Annotated in this window: 14 protein-coding genes and 1 pseudogene; 9 read left to right on the top strand and 6 right to left on the bottom strand. The window is 71.9% G+C overall.

Annotation, left to right across the window (positions count from 1 at the left end; genetic code table 11):
• Positions 1 to 243: 243 nt before the first annotated feature.
• Positions 244 to 1203 carry a GlxA family transcriptional regulator gene (locus Aru02nite_RS35685; protein ID WP_203664968.1) on the bottom strand — a complete coding sequence of 320 codons (960 nt, stop codon included), beginning with the start codon at positions 1201 to 1203 and terminating at the stop codon, positions 244 to 246.
• Between the two features lie 74 nt (positions 1204 to 1277).
• On the opposite strand from Aru02nite_RS35685, the gene Aru02nite_RS35680 reads away from it, so the two are divergent.
• Entirely contained in the window at positions 1278 to 1691 is a 414-nt protein-coding gene (locus Aru02nite_RS35680) for an avidin/streptavidin family protein (RefSeq protein ID WP_203664967.1), read from the top strand.
• Positions 1692 to 1829: 138 nt separating this feature from the next.
• Here Aru02nite_RS35680 and Aru02nite_RS35675 read toward each other — a convergent pair whose 3' ends face one another.
• The gene (locus tag Aru02nite_RS35675; protein ID WP_203664966.1) at positions 1830 to 2714 is read right to left on the bottom strand and encodes a LysR family transcriptional regulator; all 885 of its coding nucleotides are present in this window, start codon (positions 2712 to 2714) and stop codon (positions 1830 to 1832) included.
• 94 nt (positions 2715 to 2808) lie between these two features.
• On the opposite strand from Aru02nite_RS35675, the gene Aru02nite_RS35670 reads away from it, so the two are divergent.
• Positions 2809 to 3972 (top strand): alpha/beta hydrolase, encoded by a 1164-nt coding sequence (locus tag Aru02nite_RS35670; protein ID WP_203664965.1) that lies wholly within the window; start codon positions 2809 to 2811, stop codon positions 3970 to 3972.
• Positions 3973 to 4019: 47 nt separating this feature from the next.
• Positions 4020 to 4706: pseudogene (locus Aru02nite_RS37505) on the top strand (SRPBCC family protein).
• Positions 4707 to 4855: 149 nt separating this feature from the next.
• Here Aru02nite_RS37505 and Aru02nite_RS35655 read toward each other — a convergent pair.
• Positions 4856 to 5065, bottom strand: coding sequence for a hypothetical protein (locus tag Aru02nite_RS35655; protein WP_203664962.1), 210 nt, complete (start codon positions 5063 to 5065; stop codon positions 4856 to 4858).
• A 64-nt stretch (positions 5066 to 5129) separates the two neighbouring features.
• On the bottom strand, positions 5130 to 5864 hold the full coding sequence (locus Aru02nite_RS35650; protein ID WP_203664961.1) for a TetR/AcrR family transcriptional regulator: 735 nt from the start codon (positions 5862 to 5864) through the stop codon (positions 5130 to 5132).
• 211 nt (positions 5865 to 6075) lie between these two features.
• Between Aru02nite_RS35650 and Aru02nite_RS35645 the strand changes: the two genes are divergently transcribed.
• Positions 6076 to 6522 (top strand): YdeI/OmpD-associated family protein, encoded by a 447-nt coding sequence (locus Aru02nite_RS35645; protein WP_203664960.1) that lies wholly within the window; start codon positions 6076 to 6078, stop codon positions 6520 to 6522.
• Positions 6523 to 6915: 393 nt separating this feature from the next.
• Here the strand turns inward: Aru02nite_RS35645 and Aru02nite_RS35640 are convergent, their stop codons facing one another.
• Positions 6916 to 10230 carry an ATP-binding protein gene (locus tag Aru02nite_RS35640; RefSeq protein ID WP_203664959.1) on the bottom strand — a complete coding sequence of 1105 codons (3315 nt, stop codon included), beginning with the start codon at positions 10228 to 10230 and terminating at the stop codon, positions 6916 to 6918.
• 114 nt (positions 10231 to 10344) lie between these two features.
• Here Aru02nite_RS35640 and Aru02nite_RS35635 point away from each other — a divergent pair, with 114 nt between their 5' ends.
• From Aru02nite_RS35635 to Aru02nite_RS35615, 5 genes are all read left to right on the top strand, one after another.
• Positions 10345 to 10980: a hemerythrin domain-containing protein gene (locus tag Aru02nite_RS35635; protein ID WP_203664958.1), complete on the top strand. Its 636-nt coding sequence runs from the start codon at positions 10345 to 10347 to the stop codon at positions 10978 to 10980.
• Positions 10981 to 11020: 40 nt separating this feature from the next.
• Positions 11021 to 11446 carry a DUF4267 domain-containing protein gene (locus tag Aru02nite_RS35630; RefSeq protein WP_203664957.1) on the top strand — a complete coding sequence of 142 codons (426 nt, stop codon included), beginning with the start codon at positions 11021 to 11023 and terminating at the stop codon, positions 11444 to 11446.
• A gap of 257 nt (positions 11447 to 11703) precedes the next feature.
• A complete protein-coding gene (locus Aru02nite_RS35625) occupies positions 11704 to 12177 on the top strand; it encodes a DUF2871 domain-containing protein (RefSeq protein WP_239077168.1) in 474 nt (157 codons plus the stop codon).
• Positions 12178 to 13328: 1151 nt separating this feature from the next.
• Positions 13329 to 13817, top strand: a complete 489-nt coding sequence (locus Aru02nite_RS35620; protein WP_203664956.1) for a GNAT family N-acetyltransferase — start codon at positions 13329 to 13331, stop codon at positions 13815 to 13817.
• 962 nt (positions 13818 to 14779) lie between these two features.
• Positions 14780 to 15247 (top strand): LAVTG motif-containing sortase-dependent surface protein, encoded by a 468-nt coding sequence (locus Aru02nite_RS35615; protein ID WP_203664955.1) that lies wholly within the window; start codon positions 14780 to 14782, stop codon positions 15245 to 15247.
• A gap of 119 nt (positions 15248 to 15366) precedes the next feature.
• On the opposite strand, the gene Aru02nite_RS35610 is transcribed toward Aru02nite_RS35615, so the two are convergent.
• The coding region (locus tag Aru02nite_RS35610) for an integrase core domain-containing protein (protein WP_203664954.1) at positions 15367 to 15856 on the bottom strand (490 nt) is incomplete at its 5' end.

Here is a 15856-nt window from a genome sequence, read left to right as displayed (position 1 = left end):
GGCTCATCGGCCGGTCTAGCTGCTGGTTCTCGACGAGGTCTTCGGAAGCCATGGTCAGCGACAGTGCGTACCGGTGTCACGGTGCGCGGCGACAGACCGCCGCTGGCAGGCGAAGTACGCTCGGCAGGTTGTGATCGAGGCCGCGACAGCGTCCGGGCTCGCCGGGCCGCGGCCTGAGTCACCCACCCGTGACGTGACCGGATGAGGCGTTCGACGGCGCCGGCAACGGAACCGGCGACGCGGTCAGGGCGACGTTCGGGCGAACGTGCGGCGGTAGCGGGCCGGTGTGGTGCCGAGTTCGGCCGCGAACCGGCGCCGGAAGTTCGACGGGTCCGGGAACCCGACCGCCGCTGCCACCGCGTCCACCGAGTCGTCGGTCCGTTCGAGGAGGATGCGCGCCTCCTCGACGCGGCGCCGCACCAGCCATCGCCCGGGCGTGGTGCCCAGGTGCCGTTCGAACAGGCGCGCCAGCGTCCGCGGGGACACCGCGCCGCGTGTGGCCCAGCGGTCGATCGTGATCGGCGCCGCGAGGTGGCGTTCGGCCCAGTCCAGCAGGGCCGAGAGCGTCTCCTGCGCGGTGACGTCGGGCGGTGCCGGCCGGCGGGCGTACTGGCCCTGCCCGCCGTCCCGGTGCGGCGGCAGCACCATGTGCCGGGCGATCTCCGCGGCGTACGCGGCACCGAAGTCCCGACCGACCAGCGCCAGGGCGAGGTCGATGGCGGCGCCCGTGCCGGCGCTGGTCGCCACGTCGCCGTGGTCGACGTACAGCGCGTCGGCGTCGACGACGACACGCGGGTACAGCGCGGCGAGTTCGTCGGCCATCCGCCAGTGGGTGGTCGCCGTGCGACCGTCGAGCAGCCCGACGGCGGCGAGGGCGAACGCGCCGGAGCAGACTCCCACGATCCGCGCGCCGCGCCGGTGGGCGGCGGTGAGCGCCTCGACGAGCGCGGCGGAGGGACGCGCGGCGTGGTCCGGCCACCCGGTCACGAACACCGAGTCGGCGCCGGCGATCCGGTCCAGCCCGTGTGCCACGACCATCGGGTACCCGGCGCGGGTGGGCACCTCCCCCGGCTCCTCGGCGCAGAACTCCAGCGCGTACCGGGTGGGCACGCCGGGATGCTCGATCCCGAACACCTCGGCCACGCAGCCGAGTTCGAACGTGGACTGCGGTGGTGTCACGACCGCCACGACCCGGTGCACCATCCTGGCAGGATAGTCCCGAAAGGTGCCTCAGCTGCCACTCGCGGGGCGTCGACCACGACACGAGCATGGTCGTCATGACGAGGACGGAGAGCGCATCGGCCGGCTGGACCGGACGGTGGCGCAACCAGTACGGCTCGATGCTCACGATCACGGACGAGGCGGGTGGCCGGCTGCGGGGCAGCTTCCGGACGGCTCTTGAGGACAGCGCGTTCGCCGGGAGCGAGGTCGAGGTGACGGGCATCCACGTCGGGGCGTGCGCGCACTTCGCGTTTGCCCGGACGGACCCGGACGCGATCGCGTCGTTCACCGGGCTGCTGCGCGAGGGGCGGCTGGAGGCGATGTGGCACGTGGTCACCGACCGGGCGGTGAAGCCACCCCGGCCCGGCGCGCCGGCGGAGCCGTTCACCCTGCCCTGGCCGCACGCCGTCCTCACCAACGCCGACACGTTCACGAGGTGCCTGGAGACCCCGCCGTCGCCGGTCGCGTGATTCGCCGCCGATCTGGAGCTCGGACAGCACGCGGGCGTGACGCCGAACCGGCCGTACCGCGGCGGACCGGTTCTCGGCCACGACCACCCGAATCTGCACGCTCATGCCGGAATCCGCGCCGGTACGCTCCGGGCCCGGTCACTGCCCGCGCCGGAGGCCGTCTTCGGCGAAGTCGAGGAACGCGGCCAGGGCCGGAGCGGGGCGCCGCCGTGCGGACCAGGCGAGGACGGGATTCCACGACGGCTGCGGGTCGAGCCGGCGTACGGCGACCGGTGGTCCGTCCTCGGCGGCGACCGACCGGGGTACCACGGCGGCGGCCAGGCCGGCGCTGACCAGCGTCCGGGCGGTCGCGTACTCCCGGCTCAGGTACCGCGTCTGCGGTGCCGCGTCGGCTGCCGCGAAGGTGGCGAGGATCAGGTCCCGGATCGCCGATCCCGGACCGAACAGCACGAACGGTCGGCCGTCGAGGTCACCGACCGGTACGGGGTCGCGGCTCGCGAGCGGGTCGTCCGGGGCGACGATGAGTACCAGTGGCTCGCTGCCGAGCGGCCGGGCCGTGATGCGGGGGTCGGCGGTCGGGGCGGCGAGGGTTGCGGCGTCCAGGCGTCCGTCGACGAGTTCGGTGACCATCGCGGCGGTGTCCATCTCCCGCAGTTCCAGGTCCACGTCCGGGTACTGGTCGCCGAACGCGGCGAGGACCCGGGCGAGGCGGCCGACGAGACCGCGCGCGGTGCCGAGCCGTACCAGCCCGCGGGTACCGGTGGACCAGGCGCGCAGCTGTTCGTCGATGGCCACGAGGTCGGCCAGGACCCGGTCGGCGTGCTCGGCGAGCGCGGCGCCGGCGGGGGTGAGCGCGACGCGGTGCCGGTCTCGTTCGAACAGCGCCACGCCGAGCTGCCGTTCCAGCTTGGTGATCTGCTGCGAGAGTGCGGGCTGGGCGATCCGCAGGTACCCGGCGGCGCGGGTGAAGTGCAGGTGGCGGGCCACGGCCTGGACGTACTCCAGCTGGCGCGAGGTGATCATAGGCGAGATGTATCACGGACAGATCGATCATGTCTTGGACGTCTCAGCCGGTGGCGCGGCATGCTCGGTGCGGTATCCACGAGAGGGGTTGGCGATGGACGTGACGGAGCGGGGCGATCGCGAGTACCGGGCACTGATCGGTGGTGATCCCGCCACGGCGCTGGCGGCGGTACGGCAGGCGTCGCCGCACCTGTACCAGGCGCTGCTGCACGGCTTCGGGACCGGGATGACCCGACCCGAGCTGTCCCGCGCCGACCGGGAACTGGCCACGGTCGCCATGCTCGCCGCGCTCGGCGACACCGAGCCTCAGCTCGCCGTGCACGTCGGCGCGGCGCTGCGGGCCGGGCACGGTGCCGACGCGTTGCGCGCCCTCGCCGAGCACGTGGCGCTCTACGCCGGCTTTCCCCGCGGGCTCAACGCGTTGACGGTCGTCGACCGGGTACTGGCCGAGTCGGGCGTGCCCCGTCCGGCCGCGCTGCACACCGTACGGCTGGCCGACCACGACACGGTCGTGGCGCAGGTCGGCGAGCGCGGCCCGGCGGTCGTACTGTCGCACTCGCTCGGTCTGGACTGGCGGATGTGGGAGCCGGTCATGGCGGCGCTGGCCGCCCCCGGCCGCCGCGTGTACGCGTACGACACGCGCCACCACGGCGCCGCGTCCGGTGCGCCGGTGGCGGCGGACATGTCGGTGCTCGGCGCCGATCTGGTCGGCGTACTCGACGCGCTCGACCTGGACTCGGCGCACGTGGTCGGCCTGTCGATGGGCGGCGGCATCGCCGCGACCGCCGCGCTCGACCATCCCGCCCGGGTCGCGTCGCTGGCACTGCTGGCCACCAGCGACCACCCGTTCAGCTCGTTCGCCGACCGGGCCCGGGCCGGCGAGGTCGACGGCATGGCCGCGCAGGTCGCACCGACCCTGACCCGCTGGTTCACGCCCGGCGCGCTCGCCGAGAACGGCTGGGGCGTCCGGTACGCGCGGGAGCGGCTGCTGCGGTTCGACCCGGCCGACTGGGCGGCGTCCTGGCGGGTGTACGCGACGCTCGCCGTCCAGGAACGTCTCGGCGGCCTCGACGTACCGGCGCTGGTCCTGTCCGGCGAGCTGGATGCCTCCACCACCCCGCGCATCATGTCCGGCCTGGCCGACCGCATCCCGGCCGCCACGTACCAGGAACTGCCGGGCACCCCGCACCAGCAGACCTTGGAGCAACCGGACCGGGTGGCGGCGGCGCTGGACGCGTACCTGCCGGCTGGGGGCTGACGACAGCGGGAGACTGCCACCGGATCGACCGTCGCGGGGCGCGCCGCATGTCGCAGGTGAGCGACCGGCGCGGCCCCGCGCATCGAGGACACGGTGGCCGGCGGGAACGTCGACGCCGTGACCCGCCGCGTGGTTCGGCCGCATGTCGATCAGCCCGGGACTGGGACGCCTCTTTCGCTGAGCTCCGCGATGGTACGAGTGATGACCCGATCCGTCGCGCGGGATCCCACGAGACCCCCGATCGGCGCATCGCGATCGTCGGAACGAGGAGGCGTGCGGTGGGCGACAGCAGGCTCGTGGTGACGGAGCTGGCCGACCGGCTGCGGATACGGGTCGAGCTTCCCGGTGTCGCGGCCGGGCACGCGATGCTGGCGTGGACCGACCCGGCGGAACTCAGAACCTGGTGGGGCGGCGGCGAACTGACCGCCGAGCTGCGCCCCGGCGGCGCGTACGTGGTCGCGTTCCCCCGCCTCGGCCAGATCATGCGCGGCGAGGTCGTGGCGTACCGGCCGGACCGGTCACTGGCCTTCACCTGGTCCTGAGCGGACGATCCCGAGCCACCACCGCGCCAGGTACGGATCGAGTTGGGCGCCGCCGCTGACGGCACCGTACTGGAGCTGGAGCACGGCACCTACCGCACCGGCGATGCCGAGGACGCTCATCGCCGCAGCCATCGGGAGGGCTGGGAGTTCTTCCTGCCGAAGCTGGCGGACCGGCTGGCGCGCGCCGACTGAACGGGCCCGTCCCGTACGACGATCACCGTGCCCTCGAACCCCCGCCCGGATCCGCGGGGCGGGTTCCCTCGCGAGGCCGTCCCGCGTCACCCGCCGCACTCGGGTCCCGACGCGCGGGCGGGCGCACCGGGCACCAGGGCGGTCACCGCTCACACAACACCGGCTGTCGACTGCTCGTCTTCATCCAATCGCTGTTCAGCTTCGGTACGCACGGCCATCAGGCGCGGCTGATCACCGAGCCAGCCGCCAGTGCAACCCGGGGATCCGGACGGCCCTCGCCGACCCGGCGAACCCATCTCTCCGATCTCGACGAACCCGGGCGGTGACTGGCATCCGGCGGCAAGGGCCACCGTCGTCATCCGCTCTCCGCCGCACGCACCGTCCGGGCGACCGAAGCTCGGCGCGCGCGAACGATCGGCCGGATTACTTGCGTTTCCGGTCTCGACGTGGCCTGTAGGCAGCGAGGAAGGCACGGACGCCGTCATCGGCGATCTGCTCACGTTCGGCGGTGGTCGGCAGTGGACCGTCGGGGTCGAAGAGCATCGCGTCGAGCGTCGCGCCGAGTACGAGGAACGAGTAGTGCTGGGCGGCTCGCAGCGGGTCGGGGGTTTCGAGTTCGCCGCGTGCATGCAGGGTCCGGAACGCCTCGGTCAGGGCGGTGATGACCCGGTCGGGTGCGCGCCGGCGGTACTCCGCGGCCAGCTTCGGAAAGCGGGCCGCTTCGAGAATGATCAGACGTCTGAGTCGAAGCACCGGTGGCCGGGCGACGGTCGTGATGTGGCGGTGGGCGAGCGTCCGCAGCGCCGTGCGGACGTCGCGCGTGTCGGCCAGGTCCGCGATGAGCTGGTCTGCGAACGCTTCGGCGGTCCCGCAGGCACCGAGCACGATCTCGGTGAACAGCGTCTCCTTGTCGCCGAAGTTGTTGTAGATGCTGCGTTTGGAGACTCCGGCCAGGGCGGCGATGTCGTCGACGCTCGTCGCCTGGTAGCCCTTGTGCAGGAACAGCGTCGTCGCGGCCTCGGCCACGGCCGCTCTGGTACGCAGGATGCGCGGGTCGGGCCCGCGATCGGTGCGCGCCGCGGGATTCGGCAGTTTCCGGGCGGCCGGTATGCGCAGGGTGAGTATGTCGTCGGCGTCCGAAGGGTCGGCTGATGCCATGGCCGTCCTCTCGCGTCGAACGGTTATTGCACCCATCAGTGCATGAGCGGTACTGTCTCGTGCACTACCATAGTGCACCGGCGGGTGCAGGAAGTGGGGCACGATGTCCACCGCGACGACGAGTCCCACGCCCCCGACGAGCTGCGACCGGTCCGGTTCGGTCACCCGGGCCCTGCTCGGCTACGGCCGGGCCACCTGAAGGAGCCACGCCATGAAGTTCACCGCGACTGTTGAAGCCTCCGGCAAGACCGCCACCGGCATCGAGGTACCTGCGGACGTGGTGGAGGAGCTGGGCGCGGGCAAGCGGCCGCCGGTACGCGTGACCATCAACGGCTACACCTATCGCACCTCGATCGGCGTCATGGGCGGCCGCTGCCTCATCCCGGTGAGCGCCGACGTCCGCAAGGCGGCCGGCGTCGCCGCCGGCGACGAGCTGGACGTCGACCTCGAACTCGACACTGCTCCCCGAGTACTGGCCGTGCCGGCCGACCTGGCTCAGGCGATGGATCCCGACACGCGCCGCTTCTTCGACAGCCTGTCGTACAGCCGCCGGCAGCGATTCGTACTCCCGATCGAGCAGGCCAAGACGCCCGAGACCCGGCAACGCCGCATCGACAAGGCCCTCACTGCCCTGCGCGCCGGCAAATCCGAGCCGTAACGCCGTCCCAGTCGGGCCCGCCTGCTGATTCATGTGTCGTCCAACGGGTTCGCCGTTCGGTCTGTCCCTCACCGACGCCAGTCGCCGGTCGTCGCGCAGTCCACAGTGGATCATCCACTATGGACGGAGACCCACCGTGTTCGTTACCCGGGCCGGTTCTCCGATCGGCCACGGCGCGCCCGGTGGAGTCGGCCCGCACCGCGCTTCCCCGGCGCCGCAACGACAAGCCGCCCCGATCGCATCGGGATGCGCCGCGCACGGCTCGCATCCTGCTGGCGACTCCCGGGACTACGCCCGATCGATCAGCCGGTCCCATCGTTGTGTGACGGGATCGATGCACGACGGGGCACCAGGGCGTCATCGCGCCCGGGATCGCCGTGTCGGCGCTGCCGCTCACGACGGCGCAGACCGACCCGGAGCAGCCCACTGCGGTGACCGCCACAGCTTGACGGTCGCGGCGGCCGCGGAGAAATGGCTCGCAGCCGCCTCGTCATTGCCGAGGTACTGGGCCAGTTCGCCGAGCGTCTGGGCGACCGGGCGGGTCGCCAGCGACAGGCTGGACACGCCACCCAACGGCGTGGCGCGATAGGGAAGGAGCATCGTGTACGTCGCCGCCGCACCCGCACGATCGTTCAGGGCGATCGTCGCCAGTGCCCGGAACGTCGCGAACAGGGTGAAGAAGCAGTCCCGCCGGATCGGCTTTCCGCGGCCCCGTACCTGGCGAGCCTGGTCGAGGCGGCCCGTCCTGGCGAGGGCGACGGCGTGCAGATCCCCGAGCAGACCGGAATCCGTGTGCAGCCGCTCGACCACTGCGGCGAAGTCGGCGGTACGGTTCTGGTCGAGTCGCATCAGCGCCCCGGCCACGTGTCGATAGGCCGGGCCGTGCGGCGAGCCCTGCCGGACCATCCGATCGCTGACGTCGGCATAGCGCCGCTCGGCGTCGTCGAAGTCGCCCCGGATGTGGGCGAACATGGCCAGTGCGATCTCGCTGACGTCGATCAACTCGGGCAGCCGGTACATGCGGGCGAGTTCCAGGTTCTCGCCCACCAGCCGCAGCGCGGTGTCCGGCTCGTCGGCGGCGGCTGCCGCCCGGGCCTGCACGATCCGGCCGAAGCACTGGTAGGTGGGTAGGTCCCGGGTCTCCCCCAACCGGACGAGTTCGGCGCCCAGGTCGGCCTTGTGCGGCCATTCCAGGTCGGCGTCCAGCTCGCGGGAGAGGGTGGCCAGGGTCTGCGCGCGGAGTCCGTCGTCACCGTACTGCCGGGCCAGTGCCACGGCCTGTTCCGCGGCCGCGCGGGCGTCGGGGTTGCCGTTGTCGGCCCGTTCGACGGCGTAGGCGTCCAGCAGGCGGCTGCGTACCGCTGGATCGAGGTCAGGGTCGGCGCGCCTCAGTAGCCGGGCGAGCAGTGTGGTCATCGCCTCGTCCGTGGTCGCGTACGGGCGGGTCTGCCACGGTGTCGGCTCGGTCCACGCGGTGCAGGCGGCGATCACGAGGTCCTCGCGACCGACCGCCTCGGCGTGGTCGGCCGCGCGCTGGCGCGTCACCCGAGCCGCGCCGGCGGCTCCGGCCCGGATCTGGGCGCGGAGCAGCCGGCCGAACAACTCCGACCGTTCGTCCGCACGGCGGTCGGAGTCGGGCAGGCGATCGAGGCTCGCCAGCGCGCTGGTCAGCAGCGAGCAGGCGGTGTCGTACGCGTAGCCGCGCTCGGCCTCCTCCGCCGCCTGGACGCAGTAGCCGACGGCCTTGGCCGCGGTGGCGCTGGACGCGGCGTTGGCGTAGTGGTGGGCGAGCGCGGAGATGTCGCCGGGGGTCGTACGCTCGATCGCGGCCGCGATCCGGGCGTGCATGTGCCGCGCTCGTAGACCGGTGAGGTCGGCGAGCATCGTGTCGCGTACCAACGAGTGCACGAACCGCACCCGCCCGGACGCCGGTTCGTCGAGCATGCCGGCGATCAGGCCCGCCTCCAGGGCGTCGAGTACCGCCGCCTCGTCGGTGTCCGCCGCGCCGACGAGCACATCGACCTCGGTCTCGCGCCCGGCCACCGCGGCCAGCCGCAGCACCGACACGACCACTTCGGGCAGACGGGCGAGCCTGCGCCGCAGTACGTCCCGGACGCCTTCCGGCACCTCCGACACCGCTACCAGCGCCCCCTCGCTGTTGAGCAGCCGTACGCTTTCCTTGATGTAGAAGGGATTCCCGCCGGTGCGTTCGGTCAGGGCCGCCACGGTGGACGGGTCCACCGGGAAGCGGCATTCCGCCTCGACCATCGTGGCCACCGCCGGTTCGGCCAGGCCGCCGAGGGCGACGCGTCGAGGCGAGCGCCGGGCCAGTACGGCCAGGGCCTCGGCAAGCCGCCCGTCGGCGTCGTCCGTGCGCAACGCTCCCACCACCAGGACCCGCGCATCCGCGAGTCCGGCGGCGGCGCCGGTCAGCAGACTGAGCGTCTGGTCGTCGGCCCAGTGCAGATCATCGAGCAGGAGCGCGACCGGTCTGCGCGCTGCCGCGTCGGCGAGCCAGTCGACCACCGCGCGCTGGAGGCGGAACCGGCCCGAGGCGCCGACAGCCGAGGGCTCGTCCGCGTTCGGGGTCAGCAGCGGCGCCAGCGCACGGTCAGCGCCGTCCGGCGCGGGCGTGACCGTGGCCAGGTGGGTCAACGCCTCCACCCACGGCCACGCCGGTGGCGCCCCCTCGTCCTCAACGCACCGTCCAGCCGCAACCACCCAGCCCGCATCCGCCAGCTCGTACGCCAGCCGGGCGAGCAGCTCCGACTTGCCGACGCCCGCCTCGCCGGTCACCAGCGCGATCCGGCCAGCTCCGGCCATGGTCTCGCCGGCGGCCTCGGTGAGCGCCGCCAGCTCGGCGTCGCGGCCCACGAACGCGGTCGCGTTCGCCGGGCCGGCTGCCGCCGGCGGCAGCGATACCGGACGCGCCGGTGCAGCCACATGCAGCGCCTCGCCGCGCTGGGCGAGTATCGCCGACTCCACGTCGGTCAGCATCGGCCCCGGGGCGAGGCCGAGCTCCTCGACGAGCATCGCCCTCGCTCGACGAAGTGTCGCCAGCGCGTCCGCCTGACGCCCGCTACCCCAGAGTGCCAGCGCGAGCAGACGCCAGCCCTCCTCACGGAGAGGCGCGTCCGCCGTGAGCGTTTCGGCGTCGGTGACCGCAGCTGCCGCGTCGCCGGCGTCCAGCGCGCATCTCGCCCGCAGTTCCAGGGCGTTGTGGCGCAGATCGGTGAGCAGCTGTACCGGCGCGCGGGCCCACGGTTCGTCCACGAACTCGGCGAACGCCGGCCCGCGCCACAGGCCCACGGCCTCGTCCAGCAGCACCCGCGCCGCGTCCGGGTCCGTACCGGCCCGCTGCCTGGCGTCACGTACCAGCTGCTCGAAGCGCCACGCGTCCACCGCCTCAACCGGTAGCCGCAGGGCATAGCCGGGCGCCGCGCTGACCAGCCGCTGGGCGGGAGTACGCGGCGGCCTGGTCGGCTCAAGCAGCTTTCGCAGGTTCGACACGTACGCCTGCAGCGAGGCGACGGCCTTGGCCGGCGGCTCCCCCGACCACAGGTCCTCGATCATCCGATCCACCGACCGGACCTCGCCGCGGGCCGCCGTCAGCAGGGCGAGCACCGCGCGCTGTCGCCGCCCACCCAACGGGACCGGCAGACCGTCCACCTCGGCGACGCACGGGCCGAGCACGCCCAGCGAGATCATGTCGCCGGACAGCGTAGCCGCCAGACGCGGCAGTCTGCGCAGGTCACGGGCATGGCCTCGGTCACGGTGCACGATCCAAGTCGCTTCCAAGTACGCGACGGCACGCTGCCTGCCATGACCGCACGCGCGAACGCCCACGAAACGGTACTGGCCCACCGAGCGTTCTGCCGCGTGTCCGGCGTACTCGCCATGCGGATCGCGGCGGTCCGGTCGGGTCGGCTGCGCCGCGCCGGCACGCTCGCCCGCCATCTCCGGAGCTACCAGCGCTCCCTGCGCGGTCACCAGGATGCTCGGGACCGGCTGCTGTGGCCGGCGCTGCTGGCGCGCTGCGACCTCGGCGCCGATCTCGTCCTGCGGATGCAGGCCCACCACGTACGGGTGACGGCGACACTGGCCGCGGTCGACGCAGCGCTGCCCGACTGGGCGGCGACCGCGGACGAGGACGACCGCGACCGGCTCGTCGCAACCCTCATCGAACACCGCGCCGTACTGGCCGAGCACAGCGACGAGGAGCACCGCGACCTGCTGCCACTGGCCGCCGAACACCTCGCGGCACACGAATGGCAGGCGCTGCGTGCCCGGACGGTCGCCCGGCTCCCCCGCCCGAGACTGCTCACCTACCTGGGCATCGTGCTGGCGCACGCCGACCGCGGCGAACGCCGGCTGGTTCTCACCGCACTGCCGCGCCGAGCCCGGCTCATCTGGTACCTGCTCGGCTGGTCCCGGCGCCCTCGTTGGATCCGTCCGTAGACCCGCGCCATCGCACCCCTCACACCCACTGGAGACCACCATGTCCAGCACGCCACGCCTGACCCGCAGCACGATCGGCACCGCGCTCGCCGTCGTCGGAAGCCTGTTCATCATGTACGTCGGCGTGAGCTACCTGCTCGCTCCGCAGGCCAATGCCGCCCAGTTCGGTCTGCCGAGCTGGCCGCACGGCCCGGACGCCGCGTTCCTGTCCGTCAAAGGGCTCAGGGACCTGGTGTCCGGCCTGGTCATCCTCGTCGTACTGATCACCGCCAGCCGCCGGGCCCTCGGCTGGGTACTGCTGGCCGCCGCGGTCACCCCAATCGGCGACATGCTCATCGTGCTGAGCAACGACGGATCCGTGTCCACCGCCCTCGGCGTACACGGCTGCACCGCCGCCGCGGTACTGCTCGGCGCGGTACTCCTGCTCACCAGCCCTCGCCAGGACGGCCGGCCCCGGACCACCTGACCCCCATCCCACTCCATTGCGCTGAAGGAGGACGCCTCGATGTCGCTGCCGGTACCGGATGTCGACGAGTCCGTGATCGTCCGTTCCGCCACGCCGCCGTGATCGGCCACGCCCCGAGCGCCGCGCCCCTGCTCGCCGACAGCAGTTCCGCCGGTGCCCGGGAGGAGGCGCGTCACCAACCGTCCTGACCCTGCAGGGCGGGTACCACGACAACACCGAGCAGCCTGTGCTGCCTGAGACAAGGAGACATCGGAACGATGAGCGCCAAGCGCGTCTCGATGCGGGCGTCGTACTACGCCGCACACACCTACATGATCGTGGGAGTGCTCTCGGGGCTGTTCTACCGCGAGTTCACCAAGGCCAACCACTTCACCGGCGACACCCAGCTCGCCGTCCTGCACACGCACCTGCTGGCGCTGGGCATGCTGGGCTTCCTGATCGTCCTGGCGCTCGACAAGCTGTTCGGGCTGTCGGGCACGACGCTGTTCACCGCCTTCTACTGGTTCTACAACGCCGGCATGGTGATCAGCGTCGGCATGATGGGCGTGCACGGCTGCCTGACCGTACTCGGCGACCGTATTCCGGACGCCGTACCGCTGGTTGCCGGGCTCGGCCACATCCTCCTCACCGTCGGACTCATCCTCCTGTTCGTACAGCTCGGAAAGCGGCTGAAGGAGCCCGCCCGCAACCAGCCGGCGAGCGAACCCCCGGAGCGCGTCACGACGGGCTGACCGACCCAGACGGCCCGTCTCCCGGGCAGCACGACGCCCGCCGTTGCTCGAACCAACGTCAACCGTGCCGACAACGCTCGCGGACAGGCCGGTACTCGATCCAGCGAGGCAGTCGACGTCCGGCTCGGGCACACCGCGCTGGCTGCAAGCTGTGGCAAGGGTGGCACGGTCGTCCGCCCTGGGCTCGAAAGACGGACGAGCGGGTCTGCGACCAGGGTCAGGAGGCCGGCGATCGGCGCCGGCAAGCCGTACCGCCGCAGCCAGACTCGACGACCACTGGCCGCGAAGTGCCGAGTCCGTGCCCTCCGTCGATGCCAGCCCGCCGCCCTGGCATCGACGAAGGGCCGACGTCGTCGCGGCCGCTGCCGATGGAACCCGCGCGATCATCGCTTCACCCGCGCATACCGGGGTCATCTTCCGGACAAGGGCGATCATGGCGGCCTGAAGGCCTCCGGGGACTGACCCAGGCGACCTTCAAGTCGGAGGTGCTCATGCCGGCGCGGGTGCGATGGTCGAACCCGCTGACTGGGAGAAGCGAACATCCTGACGACGAGCATCAGCAGCGATCCCCACCTCCCAGCAATACGCCCTGCCACGCGGCGAGATCGGGTGTCACCGGCCGCGCCACCGCCGGGCTGTAGAGGCCGATGTTGACGCGGTGGCGAACTCGGACGTTGGTGGCCGCTTCGGTTGGCAGCGGTCGTGGCCTGCTGTGTGGGTCAGGCCAGTCGCGTTGCGGCGAACGCGAGTTGGTGGTCGATGTCGGCTGGTCGGTGGTGCCGGATCGTCCAGTCGACCATCCGCAGGCTCATGTGCGCCCAGTAGTCGCGGTATCGCCATGGACGCGACCGTACCGACGGCGACGGCCCCACCAGCCGACGGCAGCGTGTGCGGCCGGCCGATGTCCTGACGACCCGCAGGGACACGCCAGTGCCTTCGGCTGACGGCGAGCAGCAGCGTTCTCCTTGGCCCTGCCGTACCGTCCGCGGAGTGTCGTTGAGGGCGGTGTCTGGTCGAGGGCGTCGAAGTTCGGCGCGTCGTGCGGCCAAGCCAGGCCAGTACCAACGGCTCTCTGCTACGCCAGTCACCGGCGGTCGGGGCGTTCGCGAAACCCGGATGCGTTGGTACGACAGCCGTGCCATGCTCCGCGCGTGCGTGACGCCGCGGCAATCCAGATGTCCCGGGTTCCGGGCTCTGCCCAGCTTTCCGATGTCACCGCTGGGTTACTCGGCCAGCTCCCGTCATGGTTCGGCATCCCAGAGGCCAACGCGGAGTACGCGAGGGCAGCGGCGCGGCTTCCCGGCCTGGTCGCCTACTCGGGCACCGAGGCCGTCGGTGTGCTGGTGTATCAGCGGCACTTCCCCGAGGCAGCCGAGATCCATGTGATGGCGGTCGCCCCGTCCTGGCATCGACAAGGGGCGGGCAGCGCGCTGGTCTCCGCTGTCGTGTCGGACCTCGTCGCCGATGGTTGCCTGCTGCTCCAGGTGAAGACGCTGGGGGCGTCGAGTCCGGATCAGGGCTATGCCGGTTCAAGGGCGTTCTACCGGTCTGCTGGTTTCCTTCCGCTGGAGGAGACCGATGATCTATGGACGGCCAACCCCTGCCTGATCATGGTGCGGTCACTGGCACGGACTACCTGAATCACCTCGCGCGGCTCCTGGACGCGCTGGGATCCATCGGCAGGGCCGGCGCGTCCGCGCCTCCCCAGAGGGCGGGGCCAACTCGTCGGGATCGAGGGCCGTACGAGCCTCTCCTCTCTTCGCGCGGGCGAGCGCGTCGGCGGCAGTGCACCGGCCGCGAGTGTTGCGCGAGCAGGATCACGAGTCCGGCCAGGTGAGTTGCCGCGTACGCCGCATCTGCTGCCGCTAACGGAATCGCTGTCGTGCGAGGTGTGTCGGAAGAAGGTCAGTCCCGGGCAGCAGGTTGTGGCGCCCGACGGCCACGGTCCGCAGAACGACGTCGGTCCCGCCAGCGCTGCGGGTCTCCGCGAGCAGCTCGGCTTGGTGGTAGGGCACCGTCTCGTCGTGTGTGCCGTGCTCGACCAGGAACAGCAGGATCCCGGGCCGGAGGCATGAGTGACCGGGCCGGCCAGGCGTGCCAGGTCCTGGTGTGCGGTCCCCGCTCGTGCTCCCGCGCCGCATGCCGCGGCCGGTTCGGCGAAACCTTGCGGGTACGTGAGGCGTGAAAGAGGTACCCATCCCCGTTTCGAGGAGATGTTGCCGTGACCGTTACTCCTGCGCACCGCCGGCTGACGGCCCGCGTACTCGCCGGTGCGGGCGCAGCCGCGCTGGCCGTGACGCTGTCCGTACCGGCGGCGGCCGGCTCGTCGGTGAGTGGATCCCCCAGCGAGTCGGCGAGCCCGAGCGGATCCCCCAGCGTGAGCGGGTCTCCCAGCGCTTCGTCCAGCCCGAGCGGGTCCGCCAGCCCGAGCAGGTCGGGTGGACCGTCGCCGTCGGGCGACTCGTCGCCGTCGGCCAGCCCGAGCCCGTCGTCGTCGAACGCCTACTTGCGGATGTGGTTCGAGCCTGCGACCGTGGCCCCGGGCGGCAGTACCACGCTCGTGCTGGCCGTCGGCCCGCTCCCCCAAGGCGGAGTAGTGATAATGGACGCCGACGATACGGACCTGTACTTCGGCGGGAACTGCACCAGCACCAACGACCGTCCCGACGGCAGCAACCCGTGCGGGTACCACGATCGCGGCGACAACCCGGACGATGAAGAGGGCTACTACTGCACCTTCACGCCGAGCGCCGTACCTGCGCAGTGCCGTTGGCCGATCTCCGTGCACCCATCGGCCCGGCCGGGCCGGGCGTCCACCGGCGGCTTCCTGTATCCCAGATGGCCGTACCCCCGCTACGTCCCACCGATCGGCAGAGCCGCCACCTACCTGACCATCGGCAGCACGACCGCGAGCCCGCCCGCGTCGCCCCAGCCCAGCGGGACCACGGCCGGCGGCCTGCCCGTCACCGGCACTTCGCTGCCCTGGTACGCCGGCGTGGCCGCCGCGTTGCTCGGCGCCGGAGCCGCCCTGCTCGTACTGGCCCGCCGCCGTACCACGCGGTCCGGCTGAGCCAGGCGCACGGACAGCCGGGCCGCTCCTGGTACGTCGGAGCGGCGAGTCGGTCGGGCCGCGGCTGCTGCGCGCCACGTACGTGGAGGTGGTTCGTTCGCCGGCGCCCGGTACGGCCGCTAGCTGTACTGCCTCGTGAGGTTGGGGACGCGGCTGGCGGGTGGTTGGCCGGCGAGTGCGGTGTGTCCGCGGTGGTGATTGTAGGTGTGGAGCCAGGCCGGATGGGCGGAGCGTCTGTCGGCTTCGGTCTGGTAGGGCTGTGCGTAGGCCCATTCGTCGAGGAGGGTGCGGTTGAACCGTTCGGCTTTCCCGTTGGTCTGGGGCCGGTAGGGTCGGGTCCGCTTGTGTGAGATCCCTTGCGCGGTAAGGATGTTGCGCCAGAGGAGGCTCTTGTAGCAGGCGCCGTTGTCGGTCAGGACACGCTCGACGGTGATCCCGGCCTGGGTGAAGAAGGCGTGGGCGCGTTGCCAGAAGGCGACGGCGGTTTCCTTCTTCTCGTCGGTGAGGATCTCGCTGTAGGCCAGCCGGGAGTGGTCGTCGATCGCGTTGTGCACATAGCTGTAGCCGGCGCCGGAACGCCTCTTGCGGCCTGCTGGGCGTCCGAGGATC

Source organism: Actinocatenispora rupis (assembly GCF_016861975.1).
GTDB classification, from domain to species: Bacteria; Actinomycetota; Actinomycetes; order Mycobacteriales; family Micromonosporaceae; genus Actinocatenispora; species Actinocatenispora rupis.
The sequence above is the reverse complement of the archived record's forward strand: the minus strand, read 5'-3'. Positions and strand labels throughout refer to the sequence as shown.

Coding starts and splice junctions, on each gene's coding strand:
- Aru02nite_RS35685 (WP_203664968.1), bottom strand. CDS start 1,203: ATGGTGCACCGGGTCGTGGCGGTCGTGACACCACCGCAGTCCACGTTC.
- Aru02nite_RS35680 (WP_203664967.1), top strand. CDS start 1,278: ATGACGAGGACGGAGAGCGCATCGGCCGGCTGGACCGGACGGTGGCGC.
- Aru02nite_RS35675 (WP_203664966.1), bottom strand. CDS start 2,714: ATGATCACCTCGCGCCAGCTGGAGTACGTCCAGGCCGTGGCCCGCCAC.
- Aru02nite_RS35670 (WP_203664965.1), top strand. CDS start 2,809: ATGGACGTGACGGAGCGGGGCGATCGCGAGTACCGGGCACTGATCGGT.
- Aru02nite_RS35655 (WP_203664962.1), bottom strand. CDS start 5,065: ATGACGACGGTGGCCCTTGCCGCCGGATGCCAGTCACCGCCCGGGTTC.
- Aru02nite_RS35650 (WP_203664961.1), bottom strand. CDS start 5,864: ATGGCATCAGCCGACCCTTCGGACGCCGACGACATACTCACCCTGCGC.
- Aru02nite_RS35645 (WP_203664960.1), top strand. CDS start 6,076: ATGAAGTTCACCGCGACTGTTGAAGCCTCCGGCAAGACCGCCACCGGC.
- Aru02nite_RS35640 (WP_203664959.1), bottom strand. CDS start 10,230: ATGATCTCGCTGGGCGTGCTCGGCCCGTGCGTCGCCGAGGTGGACGGT.
- Aru02nite_RS35635 (WP_203664958.1), top strand. CDS start 10,345: ATGACCGCACGCGCGAACGCCCACGAAACGGTACTGGCCCACCGAGCG.
- Aru02nite_RS35630 (WP_203664957.1), top strand. CDS start 11,021: ATGTCCAGCACGCCACGCCTGACCCGCAGCACGATCGGCACCGCGCTC.
- Aru02nite_RS35625 (WP_239077168.1), top strand. CDS start 11,704: ATGAGCGCCAAGCGCGTCTCGATGCGGGCGTCGTACTACGCCGCACAC.
- Aru02nite_RS35615 (WP_203664955.1), top strand. CDS start 14,780: ATGGACGCCGACGATACGGACCTGTACTTCGGCGGGAACTGCACCAGC.